Raw genomic sequence first — 14,814 nt, 5'->3', positions numbered from 1 at the left:
ACGGGTGATGAAGATATCGAAGCGATTGGGCATCGTCCGGTCAGTGCTCCGTCGTGCTGTCGGGTTTGTTGTCGGAAAGGCTGACGTTCGTCGGCAAGGTGCTGGCGACGCGCTCTTCGGTCAGGCTGTGCTCGGTCTTGGCAGACGGGCGCTTGTCCCTGGGGGTGGCAACGCGGTTGCGGCCGGCATAGTAGGGTTCGAAAGCGTCTTGTATCTTGAGGCTATCCATCCTGTCCTCCTCCGGAATCAGGGGGCTAATCTGCCAACGCCGGTTTGGTTCCCCACTGTGGCAAAGGAAAGGCGAATTCCCTACATCGGCATCAGCTTTTGCAAGCCCGCGTCAGCCGTGCCAAACAGGGCTGAATGGAGAAGTCGTCAGTGACCGCAGAGACGGGCAAGCGCAGCTATGTGGTCGGGCAGACCGAGATCGCGGCCCGGCCGCTGGAGCCGGCGCTCTATCTGGTGGCGACGCCGATCGGCAATCTCGCCGACATCACGCTGCGCGCGCTGGAGACGCTGGCCGCCGCCGACATCGTCGCTTGCGAAGACACACGGGTGTCGCGCGTGCTGCTCGACCGTTATGGCATCCGCCGCCGCACCACAGCCTATCATGAGCATAATGCCGGCGAGGCCGGGCCGAAGCTGATCGCGGCGCTGCAGGCCGGACAGAGCGTGGCGCTGATCTCTGATGCCGGCACGCCGCTGGTGTCCGATCCCGGCTACCGGCTGGTCGGCGAGGCGCTCGACCACGGCATTCGCGTCGTGCCTATCCCCGGCCCATCGGCGCCGCTCGCGGCGTTGACCGCATCCGGCCTGCCCTCCGATGCCTTCATGTTCGCCGGATTTTTACCGGTGAAGACCGGGCAGCGGCTGACGCGGCTGGAGGCACTGAAAGCCGTGCCGGCGACATTGATTTTCTTCGAATCGCCGCGCCGGCTGGCCGAATCCCTCGGTGCCATGGTCGAAGCGCTGGGCGGCGAGCGCAAGGCCGCGATCGGCAGGGAATTGACCAAGACCTTCGAGGAGATGCGAACCGGCACGCTGCAGGCGCTGGCCGACCACTATGCCGCGGCCGATACGCCGAAGGGCGAGATCGTCGTCTGCGTCGCTCCGGCCGAGGCCAGGGTCGACGAACCCGCCGACATCGACCGTCTGCTTCTGTCGCTTGCCGCCGAAATGCCGGCCTCCAAGGCGGCGGCGGAAGCCGCGAAGATGACCGGCGGCCAGAAACAGGCGCTCTATCGGCGATTGCTGGAGCTCAAGGATGCTTCGGGAGAAAGCGGCGGTGGCTGAACGCCCGAGCGCCAGCCGCCAGAAAGCCTATCGGCGCGGCCATCGCGGCGAATGGCTGGCGTCGGTAGCGCTGATGCTGAAAGGCTATCGCATTCTCGCCCGCCGCCACCGCACGCGCTTCGGCGAGATCGACCTGATCGCGCGGCGCGGCGATCTGGTGCTGTTCGTCGAGGTCAAGGCGCGCCGGTCGCTGATGGAAGCCATGGAGGCGATCGGCCACGAATCGGAACGTCGAATAGAAGGCGCGGCCGACATCTGGCTGTCGCGCCAAGCGGACTACGGCAGGCTGTCGATGCGCTTCGACATGGTCGCCGTGCTGCCCTGGCGCTGGCCGGTGCATGTCGAGAACGCGTTTTATGGGAAGAGTTAGAGGGGGCAGCCCTCCTTCATTCGTCATCCACGGGCGGAGCCCGTGGGACGAAGCGTGAGGGCCGCTACGCGGAACACTCCTCACCCCCAGATCATCAACGCCACCAACCCGACACCGCCCACCACCAGCCGCCACCAGCCGAATAGCGAGTAACCTTTGCGCGAGACGTAATCGAGCAGGAAGCGCACGACGATGAGCGCCGTGACAAAGGCGGCGACGAAGCCGACGGCGATGATCGGCAGGTCGGCGCTGCTCAGCACGTTGCGGTTCTTGAACAGGTCGAAGGCGAAGGCGCCGACCATGGTCGGGATTGCAAGGAAGAAGGAAAATTCAGCGGCCGCGCGCTTGTCGACGCCCAAAAGCAGGGCGCCGACGATGGTCGAGCCCGAACGCGATGTGCCGGGAATGAGCGACAGGCACTGGAAAAGCCCGATCTGCAGGTAAAGCCGGGTCGGGAAGCGCTCGACGTCGCGATAAACAGGCTTGAGGTTCATGCGGTCGACCACCAGCAGCACGACGCCGCCGATGATCAGCATGATGCAGATCAGCCTTGGCGATTCGAACAGCACCGTCTTGATGAAATCATGCGCCAGCGCGCCGATGAATGCCGCCGGCAGGAAGGCGATGAGGATGCCGATGACGAAATGCCTGGTCAGTCGGTCGTGCGGCAGTTCGAGCAGCATTTTCCAGAGGCGGCGGAAATAAACGCTGAGGATCGCCAGGATGGCGCCGAGCTGGATCAGGATCTCGAAGGCCTTGCCGGTCGAGTGGAAGCCGAGGAAATGGCCAGCGAGCAGGATATGGCCGGTCGAGGACACCGGGATGAACTCGGTCAGCCCCTCCAGCAGGCCGAGCAGCAGGGCTTCGACGATGGTCTGGCTTTCCATGGCTACCTCGGCATTGGCGTGACGGCTGACAGAAGGGCTTGCTTGTCATGGCGTTGAAGTCCCCCTATAGGTCGCAACACCCTGACGGCCCGCTAACCGGGCGGCCAAGACTTACCGGTGCGCCCTGCGATTCGCCAGTGCGCTTTATCATCGCGGAACCATGCTGACGCTTTTCCACCATCCCATGTTCGCCACCTGTCGCTTCGTCCGCCTCGCTTTCGGCGAGTATGGCGAGGAGCTGGCCCTGATCGAGGAAAAGCCGTGGACCCGGCGCAAGGAGTTCCTGGCGCTGAACCCGGCCGGCACGCTGCCGATCCTGCTGGCCGAAGGCGACGTGCCGATCGTCGGCGCGACGGTCATATCGGAATATCTCGATGAAACGCGCGGCGTGCTGAAGCGCGACAAGCGGCTGTTCGCCGAGGACCCGATGCAGCGCGCCGAAATCCGCCGGCTCATCGACTGGTATCTCAACAAGGCTGAAAGCGAAGTCACCCGTCATCTGGTGCGTGAGCGCGTGCTGAAGCCGGTCATGCCGGAAACGGCGGGCGGCGGCTCGCCCGACTCGGGCGCGATCCGTGCGGCGCGCGCCAACATCCGCCAGCACATGAAATACACCAACTGGCTGGCCGGCACCCGCCATTGGCTGGCCGGCTCGAGGGTCACCTATGCCGATCTCGCGGCCGCGGCGACGCTGTCGGTGCTCGATTATCTCGGCGAGATAGACTGGCGCGAGCACAGCGCTGCTCGCGAATGGTACACGCGGGTCAAGTCGCGGCCTTCCTTCCGGCCGCTTTTGACCGACCGGGTGCGCGGCCTGTCACCGGTGTCGCATTATGCGGACCTCGACTTCTGACGCCGCAAAACTGCGCGCGCTGATCGACGCTGAGGCGCAGCGCGCCGGCTTCGATGCCGTCGCCGTCACCTCCCCCGATGCGATCCCGCTGGCGCCGGCGCGCCTGGCCGAATTCGTCGCCGATGGCTTTCACGGCTCAATGGACTGGATCGCCGAGACGCTGCAACGCCGCAGTGAACCAACGGCCCTCTGGCCGCAGGTACGCTCGATCGTCGTGCTGGCGATGAACTACGGCCCCGACCATGATCTTCGCGAAGTGCTGGCCAAGCGCGACCGCGGCGCGATCTCGGTCTATGCGCAAAACCGCGACTATCACGATGTGATGAAAGGCCGGCTGAAGGAGATCGCCGGCAAGCTCGTTGCCCGCGCCGGCGGTGACGTGAAGGTGTTCGTCGACACCGCACCTGTCATGGAAAAGCCGCTGGCCGAAGCCGCCGGGCTTGGCTGGCAAGGCAAACACACCAATCTGGTCAGCCGCGAGCACGGCTCCTGGCTGTTCCTCGGCACCATCTTCACCACCGCTGAACTGGTGCCCGACCGCGCCGAAATCGACCATTGCGGCTCCTGCCGCGCCTGCCTCGACGCATGCCCGACCGATGCTTTTCCGGCGCCCTACCGGCTCGATGCGCGGCGCTGCATTTCCTATCTCACCATCGAGAACAAGGGGCCGATTCCGCACGAATTCCGCGAAAAGATCGGCAACCGCATCTATGGCTGCGATGACTGTTTAGCCGCCTGCCCGTGGAACAAATTCGCCCGGGCGGCTTCGGAAGCAAAACTCGCCGCGCGCGATGATCTGCGCGAACCACCGCTCGCCGACCTTTTGGGTCTCGATGACGCGGCCTTCCGCGCTTTCTTCTCCGGTTCGCCGATAAAACGCATCGGCCGCGATCGGTTCATCCGCAACGTGCTGATCGCCGCCGGCAATTCCGGCGAAGCGTCGCTGTCCGGCGCGGTGCTTGCGCTGCTCGGCGATCCGTCCCCGCTGGTGCGGGGCGCGGCAATATGGGCGCTGGCGCGGCTGGTGCCCAACGCCGAATATTCAGAAAGGGCAGCCATCGGCCTGAAAACCGAGAGCGACGAAGCCGTGCGCGACGAATGGCGTCTGGCGCGGCCAACCAGGGCGAATGCATGAGCGAAAAGCAGATATTCATCTTCGGCGCCGGCTATTCGGGCAGGGCTTTTGCTCGGGCCAACAAAGGCGCCGCGACGATCTTCGGCACGACACGCTCGCCGGAAAAATTCGAGACGCTACGGCAGGCCGGCATCGCCCCGCTGTTGTTCGACGGTGCGCTGACGGATGAGATTGGCGATGCATTGCGGAAAACAACGCATCTGCTGATTTCGGTCGCCCCGGAGGAGGCCGGCGATCCCGTGCTGGGTGCGGCGCGAGAGGCAATCGCTCAAATGCCTTTGCTGGAATGGATCGGCTATCTCTCTACAGTCGGGGTTTACGGCAATTATGACGGCGCCTGGGTCGATGAAACGGCTGAATGCCGGCCGGTGTCGAAGCGTTCGATGATGCGGGTGGCGGCAGAGCAGGACTGGCTGGAGCTGGGCCGCGAGATTCGCCGGCCGGTGGCGATCCTGCGACTCTCCGGCATTTACGGGCCGGGCCGCAATGCCCTGGTCAATCTGGAAAACGGCAGCGCAAGGCGGCTGGTCAAGCCCGACCAAGTGTTCAACCGCATCCATTGCGACGACATTGCAGGCTCCCTGTGGCAGCTCATCCAAGGCAATGAAGGCGGCATCTTCAACGTCACCGACGATCTGCCGGCGCCGCCGCAGGACGTCGTCGCCTATGCCGCATCATTGATGGGCATCGAACCGCCGCCCGAGATTCCTTTCGACGCCGCCCAACTTTCGCCCATGGCGCGGTCCTTCTATGGCGAGAACAAGCGCGTCGGCAACGCGGCGATCAAGGCGGCGGGCTATTCCCTGCGCTTTCCGGACTACCGCGCCGCCTTCGACCATATGTGGGCGAGCGACGACTGGCGCGACGGCGAGGCGCGCAGCCCGATGAAGCGCTAAAAGCAATTCCAGGAAAAGTGTGACACGGTTTTCCGTCCGGGATTGCGTCAAAACAGAGACAGAGCGGTTCACCGTTTCGGTGAACCGCTCTGTCGATCGAAGCGTTCCGCGTTGCATGCTATGATTCGGCCTGGTGGGGATCCGGTTTCATGAAAACACCGATACAGCCATCTCTCGGCAAAAAATTCAGGCTGGCGGCCGCTCTCGGCCTGTTCGTCCTTGCCGGTCTAGCCGTACGGCCGGCCGCGGCCGAGGAACGGGCAAAAGACCTGTTCGGCGCCAAGAAACTGCCAGCCGCGAGCGCGGCGCAATCGATCGGCTTCTATTCCAAGGGCTGTTTTGCCGGCGGCGTCGCCATTCCCATGGACGGTCCGACCTGGGAGGTGATGCGGCCGTCCCGCAACCGTCGCTGGGGCCATCCGGCTATGATCGCGGTGATCGAGAAATTGTCGCGCGATGCGGCAGCCGACGGTTGGCCGGGCCTGCTGATCGGCGACATTTCGCAGCCGCGCGGCGGCCCGATGCTGACCGGGCATGCCTCGCACCAGATCGGGCTCGACGCCGACATCTGGCTGACGCCGATGCCCAGCCGCCCGCTGTCGATGGCGCAGCGCGAATCGATGAGCGCCACCTTGATGGTCGATGAGAAGACCCATCTGGTGAAGGACGCGCTGTGGACGCCGGCGCACACAAGGCTTCTGAAGCGGGCGGCGAGCTACAGCCAGGTCGAGCGCATCCTGGTCAATCCGGGCATCAAGAAGAAACTCTGCGACACCGTCAGGGGCGACCGCGGCTGGCTGCGCAAGATCCGGCCGTTTTGGGGCCACGACTATCATTTTCACATGCGCATCGGCTGTCAGCCGGGATCCCCCGGCTGCAAGGCGCAGGAAGCGACGCCGGACGATGACGGTTGCGGCAAGCCATTGGCCTGGTGGTTCACGCAGGAGCCGTGGCGGCCCAACAAGAACCCGGATGCCCCCAAGGCACGCGACCTGATGACGATGGCGAACCTGCCGAGCGAATGCCGCGCCGTGCTCGACGCGCCGGGGCCGGCCTCGGCCGAGGCGGCGACCTATCATGGCGGCGGCGTGCCGGTCGCGGCTGCCGCACCCGAACCCGAAGCGCCGTCATTGTCCGCCACGCCGGCCGCCGCCGGCTTGCCAAGTACGGTGAACGCCTTCACGGCGACCCCCGAAATCGGCGTGCCGCTGCCGCGACCGCGGCCGCCAGGAAACTGACGGTCACGGCCCAATCGATTCGGGGCCTTATTTTTGCGAAACCGTGTCGGTTTGGCCGCACAGCCGGCCTCAGCGCGCCGCCGGGGTCGAAAACCGTTTCCCTTTTCAAACCCATGCGCTAGTCAACGGAAGAACGGCTAGATGCCGTCGGTGGCGCCGGAGACGGACGAGAGCATGCCAGGCACAGGCGACGACGATACTTTGTTGCGGTTTCCGATCCTTATCGGCGACATCGGCGGCACCAATGCGCGCTTTTCGATCGTGCTCGACGCCAATTCCGAGGCAGGCGAGCCGACCATCGTCCAGACGGCGAACTACAACACCATCGACGAGGCGATCCAGGCGGCCGTGCTCGATCGCTCGTCGGTGCGTCCCAATTCGGCGGTGCTGGCGGTGGCCGGTCCGGTCGACGGCGACGAGATCGAACTGACCAACTGCCCCTGGATCGTCAAGCCGAGAAAAATGTTCGCCAGCCTCGGCCTGAGCGACATCGTCGTGCTCAACGATTTCGAGGCGCAGGCGCTGGCCGTCGTCGCGCTCGGCGAGGAGCACATGGAAAAGATCGGCGGCGGCACGCCGGAGCCCAATGCCGGCCGCGTCGTGCTCGGCCCCGGAACCGGGCTCGGCGTCGCCGGGCTGGTCCATGCGCTGCACCACTGGATACCGGTGCCCGGCGAGGGGGGCCATATGGACATCGGTCCGCGCTCGGCCCGCGATTTCGAGGTTTTTCCGCATATCGAGAAGCTGGAGGGCCGCATTTCGGGCGAGCAGATCCTGTGCGGACGCGGTCTGGTCAATGTCTATCGGGCGGTTGCCAAGGCGGACGGCAAGCCGTCGCCCTTCACCACGCCGGCCGAGATCACTGCCGCGGCACTTGCGAAAACCGATCCGGTTGCCGAGGAAGCGCTGGAGACCTTCGTCACCTGCCTTGGGCGCACGGCAGGCGACCTTGCTCTGGTGTTCATGAGCCGCGGCGGCGTGTTTCTCACCGGTGGCATCGCGCAGAAGATCGTGCCGGCGCTGAAAGCCGGCAATTTCCGCGCCGCTTTCGAGGACAAGGCGCCGCACAGCGCGATGATGCGCACCATGCCGGTCTATGTCATTACCCATCCGCTGGCCGCACTTCTGGGCCTTGCCGCCTATGCCAGGAACCCCTCGCTGTTCGGTGTCCAGACCGAGGGCCGGCGCTGGCGCGACGAAGTTAGTCACCCCGAGGCATAGGCAAGCTGGCTGCTTGGCGTTAAGAGGGGTGCCAAATTGCCCGGCCGCGGGAAGCGGAAATCTACGAAGCGCTCCAATTTGACATTTCAGCCCCCCAATTTGTCGAAACCCCGTGCGGGAGAGATCGTGGCGGTCATCCGCCGTATCCTCCAGGAAAATGGCCGCGACTATCGGGGCGCGTATGTTTTCACCATCCTCTGCCTGCTGACCGTGTCGGCGACGACGGCGCTTGCCGCCTGGATCATGAGCCCGGTCGTCAACCAGATCTTCTACGAACGACGCGGCGACCTGATCCCATGGATCTGCGCCGCACTGCTCGGTGCCTTCATCCTGCGCGGCCTTGCCGGCTACGGCCAGGCGGTGACGATGGCCAGGATCGGCAACAATCTGGTGGCGCGCTATCAGCAGCGCATCTTCAACCATCTGATGAAGCTTGGCGTCTCCTTCTTCAACGACACAAGGTCCGGGCGGCTGGCCGCGCAGGTCAACGAGAACGTCAACGGCATTCGCGACCTGTTGTCGATGACGGTGACCTCGACCGCGCGTGATGCCGTCTCGCTGGTCGGCCTGGTCGGCGTGATGATCTACCAGGATCCGATACTCTCCTTGAGTTCGCTGCTGATCGGGCCGCCGCTGATCTGGACCGTCACCTATCTGATGCGCCGGGTGCGCCGCATCACGCGCGAATCGGTGCAGATCAACTCTCGGCTGATCGGCGCCATGCAGGAAGCCACGCAAGGCATCGCCATCGTCAAGGCCTTCACCATGGAGGACGAGCTGTCGCGCCGGATCAGCCAGCTCGCCGAGGATGCCGAGCAGCGGTCGAACAAGATCGCTCGCGTCTCCGAGCGGCTGACGCCGGTTTCCGAACTGCTGGCCGGCATCGCCTTCGCCAGCGTCATCGCCTATTCCGGCTACCGGGCCACCGTTCTCGGCCAGCCGCCGGGCGCGGTGTTTTCCTTCATCACCGCGCTGACGCTCGCCTATGATCCGGCCCGCCGTCTGGCGCGCATGCAGGTCGGCATGGAACGCGCGCTTGTGAATGCGCGCATGATCTACGAGCTTCTCGACATCGAGCCGCAGCAGAGCGACGCGCAAGGCGCCGCCGAGGCGAAATTCACCTCCGGCGAAGTGCGTTTCAACAACGTCTCCTTCCGCTATGTCGAGGAGGCCCCGGTGCTGCAGGATCTGAGTTTCGTCGCCGCGGCCGGCAAGGTGACGGCAATCGTCGGCGCTTCGGGCGCCGGCAAGACGACATTGGTGGCGCTGCTGCAGCGCTTCTACGATGTCGAGGCGGGGTCGATCGAGATCGACGGCCAGGACATCTCGAAGGTCACCAAACAGTCGCTGCGCGGTTCCATCGCCTATGTCTCGCAGCAGCCCTATCTGTTCGAAGGCACCATCCGCGATAACATCCGCTACGGCCGGCTGAGCGCCACCGATGCCGAGATCGAACAGGCCGCGGGCCAAGCCGCGGCCGACGACTTCATCCGCCAGCAGCCGCAGGGCTACGACACGCCGGTCGGCGAGAACGGCGTGACGCTGTCCGGCGGCCAGCGCCAGCGCGTCTCGATCGCGCGGGCCATCGTGCGGCAGGCACCGATCCTTTTGCTCGACGAAGCGACATCGGCGCTCGACAACGAGGCCGAGGCTCGCGTCCAGCAGGCGCTGACAAAGGTCATGGAAGGCCGCACCACCATCGTCATCGCGCACCGGCTGTCGACGGTGGTCAATGCCGACCACATCATCGTCATGGAACAGGGCCGGCTGGTCGAGGAAGGCACGCACGCCTCGCTGATGGCCGATCCGCACAGCGTCTATGCCCGCTTCCACCGCATCCAGGGCGTCAAGGGTCTGGGGCTTGTCGACGACAGCGCGCCGATCCGGACTTCGGCGCAACGCCTGTCACAAGGCATCGACACGCAGAGCATCGCCGGGAGCACGACATGAGCGCCACGCCCGCAACCGACGGACCGGCAAATGATATGGGCCTGGTGGTGGTGGGCGCCGCCGGCCGCATGGGCCAGACGCTGATCCGCGCCATCCACTCTATATCAGGCGCGCGGGTCATCGGCGCGGTCGAGCGGGCGGATTCGCCGCATCTGGGCAAGGATGCCGGCGAGCTGGCCGGCATCGGCATCATCAACGTGCCGATCAGCGACGATCCGCTGCCGGTGTTCGCCAAGGCCGACGGTGTGCTCGATTTCACCACGCCTGCTTCGACGGTCGAATTCGCCGGCTACGCGGCGCAGGCGCGCATCGTCCATGTCATCGGCACGACCGGCTGTTCGGCCGATGACAATGCCAGGATCGCTGCGGCGGCGCGCCATGCGACGATCGTCAAGTCGGGCAATATGAGCCTCGGCATCAATCTGCTGGCGGTGCTGGTCGAGCAGGCGGCGCGCGCGCTCGACGCCGACGATTTCGACATCGAGATCCTCGAAATGCACCACAAGCACAAAGTCGACGCGCCTTCGGGCACGGCGCTGCTGCTGGGTGAAGCCGCCGCCGCCGGGCGTGGTATCGAGCTCTCAGGCAACGACGTGCGCGTCCGCGACGGCCACACCGGGGTGCGCAAGACGGGCTCGATCGGCTTTGCCACGTTGCGCGGCGGCTCTGTCGTCGGCGACCACAGCGTGATGCTGGCCGGCACCGGCGAGCGCATCACCCTGTCGCACCACGCCGAGGACCGCGCCATCTTCGCTCGGGGCGCCGTCAAGGCGGCGCTTTGGGCGCGCGGCAAGAAGCCGGGACTGTATTCGATGCGGGACGTGCTCGGCCTCAGCTGAGCCGGCCTGATCCATAAACCTGAAGGAGCAAACATGTCGCGAACCCTCGTGCTCGTGCGCCACGGCCAGAGCGAATGGAATTTGAAGAACCTGTTCACCGGCTGGCGCGACGTCGACCTGACCGAACAGGGCCACGCCGAGGCCAAGGCCGCCGGGCAAAAGCTCAAGGCGCGCGGCCTGAAATTCGACATCGCCTTCACCTCCGCGCTGATCCGGGCGCAAAAGACATGCCAGCACATCCTCGACGCGGTTGGCCAGGGCGACCTGAAGACCATCCGCGACCAGGCGCTCAACGAGCGCGACTATGGCGACCTCTCCGGCCTCAACAAGGACGACGCCCGCAAGAAATGGGGCGAGGAGCAGGTGCATGTCTGGCGCCGCTCCTACGACGTGCCGCCGCCTGCCGGCGAAAGCCTGAAGGACACCGGCGCCCGCGTCTGGCCCTATTACCTGCACGATCTGCAGCCGCATGTACTGCGCGGCGGCACCGTGCTGGTCGCCGCGCACGGCAACTCCCTGCGCGCGCTGATCATGGCGCTCGACGGCAAGTCGGGTGAGGAGATCGTCAAGCTGGAACTCGGCACCGGCGTGCCGGTCATCTACCAGCTCAACGCCGATTCCACCGTCGCTTCCAAGGAAGTGCTGGACGACTGAGCCGGCGAACGGAGTACCTGCGAAAAAAGCGCGTTGACACACATCGCTTGCCCGCTTACATGAGCCCGCACCAGCCCAGATGGCGGAATTGGTAGACGCGCACGGTTCAGGTCCGTGTTCCGCAAGGAGTGGAGGTTCGAGTCCTCTTCTGGGCACCAAATTCCCGTTTCGAACCACTTGACGGTTCAGAAACTTAGAGAAAAAAGCCCGGTTCGTCCGGGCTTTTTCTTTTCAGCCAACCTCCCCTTCCGGCCAGTCCCCTCACAAACCGCTTCAAACTCCGCGGCCGCTTCGCTACGCTCAAAACCATGGCTCAATCCACCAACCCGATCTTCGGTGCCCGCCGCGACCAGGCGTTCCCCACGCTGGCCGAGGTGGACATCGACCGCATGCGCCGGTTCGGCGAGGCCAGCGCCTATGCAGCCGGCGAGCACATCATCGAAGCCGGCGATGTGGCGCCCGGCCTGATCGTCGTGCTGTCGGGTAGCGTGGACATCACCCAGGACGGCGGGCTCGGCCGGCGCGAGACGATCGTCACGCACGGCCCGGGCAGCTTTGTCGGTGAGCTGGCGCAGCTTTCGGCCCGTCCCTCGCTGGTGAATGCGCAGGCCGCCGAGCCGGTGGAGGCGTTCGTCATCGCCTCGCAACGGCTGCGCGACCTGATGGTGCAGGAGGCCAATCTCGGCGAGCGCATCATGCGGGCGCTGATCCTGCGCCGCGTCGGGCTCTTGGAGAGCGCCACCAGCGGGCCGATCATCATCGGACCCCAGGACAATGCCGACGTGTTGCGGCTGCAGGGTTTTCTGGCGCGCAGCGGCCAGCCGCACCGCGTGCTCGATTCCGACAGCGATCCCTGCGCCAAAACCCTGGTAGAACGCTTCGAGGTCGATCCGCACCACCTGCCGATTGTGCTCTGTCCAAACGGCAGGCTGCTGATGAACCCCGGCGAAAAGGACCTCGCCCGCTGCGTCGGCCTGTTGCGCCCGATCGATGCCGATACGGTGTATGACGTGGCCATCGTCGGCGCCGGCCCGGCAGGGCTGGCGGCGGCGGTCTATGCGGCATCCGAAGGGCTGTCGACGATCGTGCTCGATTGCCGTGCCTTCGGCGGACAGGCCGGCGCCTCCTCGCGCATCGAGAACTATCTCGGTTTCCCGACCGGCATCACCGGCATGGCGCTGATGGCGCGCGCCTACAACCAGGCGCAGAAATTCGGCGTTGAAATGGTCATCCCGGACGAGGCGAAACTTTTGAGCGCGGCCACCGACACGTCAGGCGCCCGCTATCTGCTCGATGTCGGTGACGGCGAGACCGTGCGCACGCGCAGTGTGGTGATCGCCAGCGGCGCGCGTTATCGCCGTCTCGACATCGCCAATCTGGCGCGGTTCGAGGGGACGTCCGTGCACTATTGGGCGTCGCCCATCGAAGGCCGGCTTTGCGCGGGCCAGGAAGTGGCGCTGGTCGGCGCCGGCAATTCGGCCGGGCAAGCGGCTGTCTACTTGGCCAGTCATGCGCGGAAGGTGGCGCTGCTGGCGCGCGGCGGCAGCCTCGAGGCCAGCATGTCGCGTTATCTGGTCGAGCGCATCCGGGCGCAGCCGAACATCGAGGTGCTGACCGGGACCGAAATCGAGGCACTGGACGGCGAAGACGGCAATCTTGCCACGGTGCGCTGGCGCAACCGCGCCAGCGGCGCGGGAACAACGCGCCCGATCCGCCATCTCTTCCTCTTCATCGGCGCCGATCCAAACACCGATTGGCTGGCCAACTGCGATGTCGCGCTGGACGCCAGGGGTTTCGTGCGCACCGGATCGGACATAGGATCGGCGCAGATGGAGACGAGCCGCAGCGGCGTATTCGCCATCGGCGATGTCCGTGCGGGCTCGGTCAAACGGGTCGCGGCGGCTGTCGGCGAAGGCGCCCAGGTGGTCGCGGCTCTGCATGCCTACCTCGCGCGCGGCAACGCCGACACATTTCAAATGGCCGGGAGACCATGATGGATGAATGCAGACATACGCGCGACATCAGGAAGGTCACGCCGAGCGCGCTCGGCTGCGAGGAATGCCTGAAGAGCGGGTCGCAATGGGTGCATCTGCGGCTGTGCCGTACCTGCGGCCATGTCGGCTGCTGCGACGACTCGCCCAACCGCCACGCCACCAAGCATTTCCACGCCACCAAGCATCCGATCATCGAGGGCTACGATCCACCCGAAGGCTGGGCATGGTGCTATGTCGACGAGGTGTTTGTCGACCTCGGCGACGATGTGACCCCGCAGAACGGTCCGATCCCGCGCTTTGTTTGAGCGCCCTGGAGACGCCGAAGAAGAGCCCGGTTCGCCCGGGCTTTTCTTTGTCCAGCATTACGCGCTCGATGCCCGACTGTCCGCAAACTGACAGCTTACCCGTTCCAGTGTCCTGCCAGCTCACGATCATCCGAGCCCGACAAAGCTTTGACATGATCGCGGCTAGTTTAGAAATATTCAAAACTGGAAGGCTCGCATGCACCCCACCTATACAAGCGCACAAAAAGCCATTCACTGGGCGGTGTTTCTGCTGGTCATCGGCCTTTATGGCTTGACCTATGTGGAAGAACTTTTTCCGCGCGGCGATCCCGGCCGCGCGCTCGTCTGGTGGTTCCATATTTCGTTCGGGCTGCTGTTGGTTGCGCTGGTCGTCATCCGCGTCGGCCTGCGCCTGATACTGGGAACGCCAGGGCTGCAGACGGAAATGTCGGAGCTTGAACGATGGGCGGCCAAGATCGCGCATCTGCTGCTCTATGCGCTGCTGGTGACCATTCCGGCTCTCGGCATCCTGCTGACTTGGTACAGGGGCGACGCCTTGAGCTTCTTCGGCCTCTTCACCATCCCGGCCCCGGTATCGCCCGACCGCGACACGGCCCGGTTCATCAGGGAACTGCACAGCCTGTGCGCCAATTCGATCCTCATCCTCGCCGGAGTGCACGCGGCCGCGGCGCTATGGCATCATTTCATCCGCAAGGACGACGTGCTCAAGCGAATGCTGCCGGAAAGCACGCTCTCCTGGAGCAAGTCCGGGAAAGCGTGAAGTGGTTTCCCAGGAAAAGCGCATGGCGCCTTCCCTCGTTGATCGGGAGGGCCTTTCTTTCGACCTTCTTTTTCTTCAGAAGGCGCTCTCCCCGAGAGGGCTAACGCCGACCGATAGCGCCTACCGCACGGAGCCGGTGACGGTCGGGTCGATCATGCTGGGAACCGACTTGCGTTCGTTTCCGGCAAGCGCCGCTATGATCAGCAGGCTGGCAACCACCGGGACAAACAGGATGGCAACGCGAGCCTGCACGTAAAATATGGCGCGCCATTCATTGCGCTTGTCGGGGCTGTTGCTCATCATACTCACTTTGTCGGCCCCCCGGGCCGTGACATAGAAGCTAACGGTTAAACAACTCCTTCCGACTTCGTTAACCCGGCGGATTTGAGGCGAAATTCCCACGCGATCCCCAAGATGGC

At 64.9% G+C, this 14,814-nt stretch carries 16 protein-coding genes and 1 tRNA gene; 14 read left to right on the top strand and 3 right to left on the bottom strand.

Features of this window, described 5'->3' with window-relative positions; translation table 11 throughout:
- Positions 1-40: 40 nt before the first annotated feature.
- A complete protein-coding gene (locus RPF88_RS22360; protein ID WP_013528626.1) occupies positions 41-229 on the bottom strand; it encodes a hypothetical protein in 189 nt (62 codons plus the stop codon).
- A gap of 134 nt (positions 230-363) precedes the next feature.
- Here RPF88_RS22360 and rsmI point away from each other — a divergent pair, with 134 nt between their 5' ends.
- On the top strand, positions 364-1,293 hold the full coding sequence (rsmI, locus tag RPF88_RS22355) for a 16S rRNA (cytidine(1402)-2'-O)-methyltransferase (RefSeq protein ID WP_063173477.1): 930 nt from the start codon (positions 364-366) through the stop codon (positions 1,291-1,293).
- On the top strand, positions 1,286-1,663 hold the full coding sequence (locus RPF88_RS22350) for a YraN family protein (protein WP_024502180.1): 378 nt from the start codon (positions 1,286-1,288) through the stop codon (positions 1,661-1,663). The genes rsmI and RPF88_RS22350 overlap by 8 nt, the downstream gene beginning before the upstream one ends.
- Positions 1,664-1,743: 80 nt before the next feature.
- Here RPF88_RS22350 and RPF88_RS22345 read toward each other — a convergent pair whose 3' ends face one another.
- Positions 1,744-2,550: an undecaprenyl-diphosphate phosphatase gene (locus RPF88_RS22345; protein ID WP_013528623.1), complete on the bottom strand. Its 807-nt coding sequence runs from the start codon at positions 2,548-2,550 to the stop codon at positions 1,744-1,746.
- Positions 2,551-2,710: 160 nt separating this feature from the next.
- Here RPF88_RS22345 and RPF88_RS22340 point away from each other — a divergent pair, with 160 nt between their 5' ends.
- From RPF88_RS22340 to RPF88_RS22285, 12 genes are all read left to right on the top strand, one after another.
- A complete protein-coding gene (locus RPF88_RS22340) occupies positions 2,711-3,403 on the top strand; it encodes a glutathione S-transferase family protein (protein WP_013528622.1) in 693 nt (230 codons plus the stop codon).
- Positions 3,384-4,538: a tRNA epoxyqueuosine(34) reductase QueG gene (gene queG, locus RPF88_RS22335; protein WP_127368087.1), complete on the top strand. Its 1,155-nt coding sequence runs from the start codon at positions 3,384-3,386 to the stop codon at positions 4,536-4,538. Before RPF88_RS22340 ends, queG begins: the two co-directional genes overlap by 20 nt.
- Entirely contained in the window at positions 4,535-5,434 is a 900-nt protein-coding gene (locus RPF88_RS22330; RefSeq protein WP_337123231.1) for an SDR family oxidoreductase, read from the top strand. The genes queG and RPF88_RS22330 overlap by 4 nt, the downstream gene beginning before the upstream one ends.
- Positions 5,435-5,583: 149 nt before the next feature.
- A complete protein-coding gene (gene mepA / locus RPF88_RS22325) occupies positions 5,584-6,672 on the top strand; it encodes a penicillin-insensitive murein endopeptidase (RefSeq protein ID WP_337123230.1) in 1,089 nt (362 codons plus the stop codon).
- A 174-nt stretch (positions 6,673-6,846) separates the two neighbouring features.
- The gene (locus RPF88_RS22320) at positions 6,847-7,893 is read left to right on the top strand and encodes a glucokinase (RefSeq protein WP_063173837.1); all 1,047 of its coding nucleotides are present in this window, start codon (positions 6,847-6,849) and stop codon (positions 7,891-7,893) included.
- 78 nt (positions 7,894-7,971) lie between these two features.
- Complete coding sequence (locus RPF88_RS22315) at positions 7,972-9,843, top strand: ABC transporter ATP-binding protein (protein WP_024502175.1); 1,872 nt, start codon at positions 7,972-7,974, stop codon at positions 9,841-9,843.
- The gene (dapB, locus tag RPF88_RS22310) at positions 9,840-10,682 is read left to right on the top strand and encodes a 4-hydroxy-tetrahydrodipicolinate reductase (RefSeq protein WP_337123229.1); all 843 of its coding nucleotides are present in this window, start codon (positions 9,840-9,842) and stop codon (positions 10,680-10,682) included. The genes RPF88_RS22315 and dapB overlap by 4 nt, the downstream gene beginning before the upstream one ends.
- 33 nt (positions 10,683-10,715) lie before the next feature.
- The gene (locus RPF88_RS22305; RefSeq protein WP_013528615.1) at positions 10,716-11,336 is read left to right on the top strand and encodes a 2,3-bisphosphoglycerate-dependent phosphoglycerate mutase; all 621 of its coding nucleotides are present in this window, start codon (positions 10,716-10,718) and stop codon (positions 11,334-11,336) included.
- Between the two features lie 73 nt (positions 11,337-11,409).
- Positions 11,410-11,494: transfer RNA gene (locus tag RPF88_RS22300), tRNA-Leu, on the top strand.
- A 150-nt stretch (positions 11,495-11,644) separates the two neighbouring features.
- Positions 11,645-13,330 carry an FAD-dependent oxidoreductase gene (locus tag RPF88_RS22295; RefSeq protein ID WP_337123228.1) on the top strand — a complete coding sequence of 562 codons (1,686 nt, stop codon included), beginning with the start codon at positions 11,645-11,647 and terminating at the stop codon, positions 13,328-13,330.
- Positions 13,327-13,635: a UBP-type zinc finger domain-containing protein gene (locus tag RPF88_RS22290; protein WP_027161196.1), complete on the top strand. Its 309-nt coding sequence runs from the start codon at positions 13,327-13,329 to the stop codon at positions 13,633-13,635. The genes RPF88_RS22295 and RPF88_RS22290 overlap by 4 nt, the downstream gene beginning before the upstream one ends.
- Positions 13,636-13,831: 196 nt before the next feature.
- Complete coding sequence (locus RPF88_RS22285) at positions 13,832-14,395, top strand: cytochrome b (RefSeq protein WP_127368094.1); 564 nt, start codon at positions 13,832-13,834, stop codon at positions 14,393-14,395.
- Between the two features lie 120 nt (positions 14,396-14,515).
- Here the strand turns inward: RPF88_RS22285 and RPF88_RS22280 are convergent, their stop codons facing one another.
- Positions 14,516-14,695: a hypothetical protein gene (locus tag RPF88_RS22280; RefSeq protein WP_023814179.1), complete on the bottom strand. Its 180-nt coding sequence runs from the start codon at positions 14,693-14,695 to the stop codon at positions 14,516-14,518.
- Positions 14,696-14,814 lie beyond the last annotated feature (119 nt).

The organism is Mesorhizobium sp. ISC11 (genome assembly GCF_037162595.1).
In the GTDB taxonomy this organism is placed as follows: Bacteria; Pseudomonadota; Alphaproteobacteria; order Rhizobiales; family Rhizobiaceae; genus Mesorhizobium; species Mesorhizobium ciceri.
Note: the sequence above shows the minus strand (reverse complement) of the source record. Positions and strands in the feature narration are given on the sequence as shown.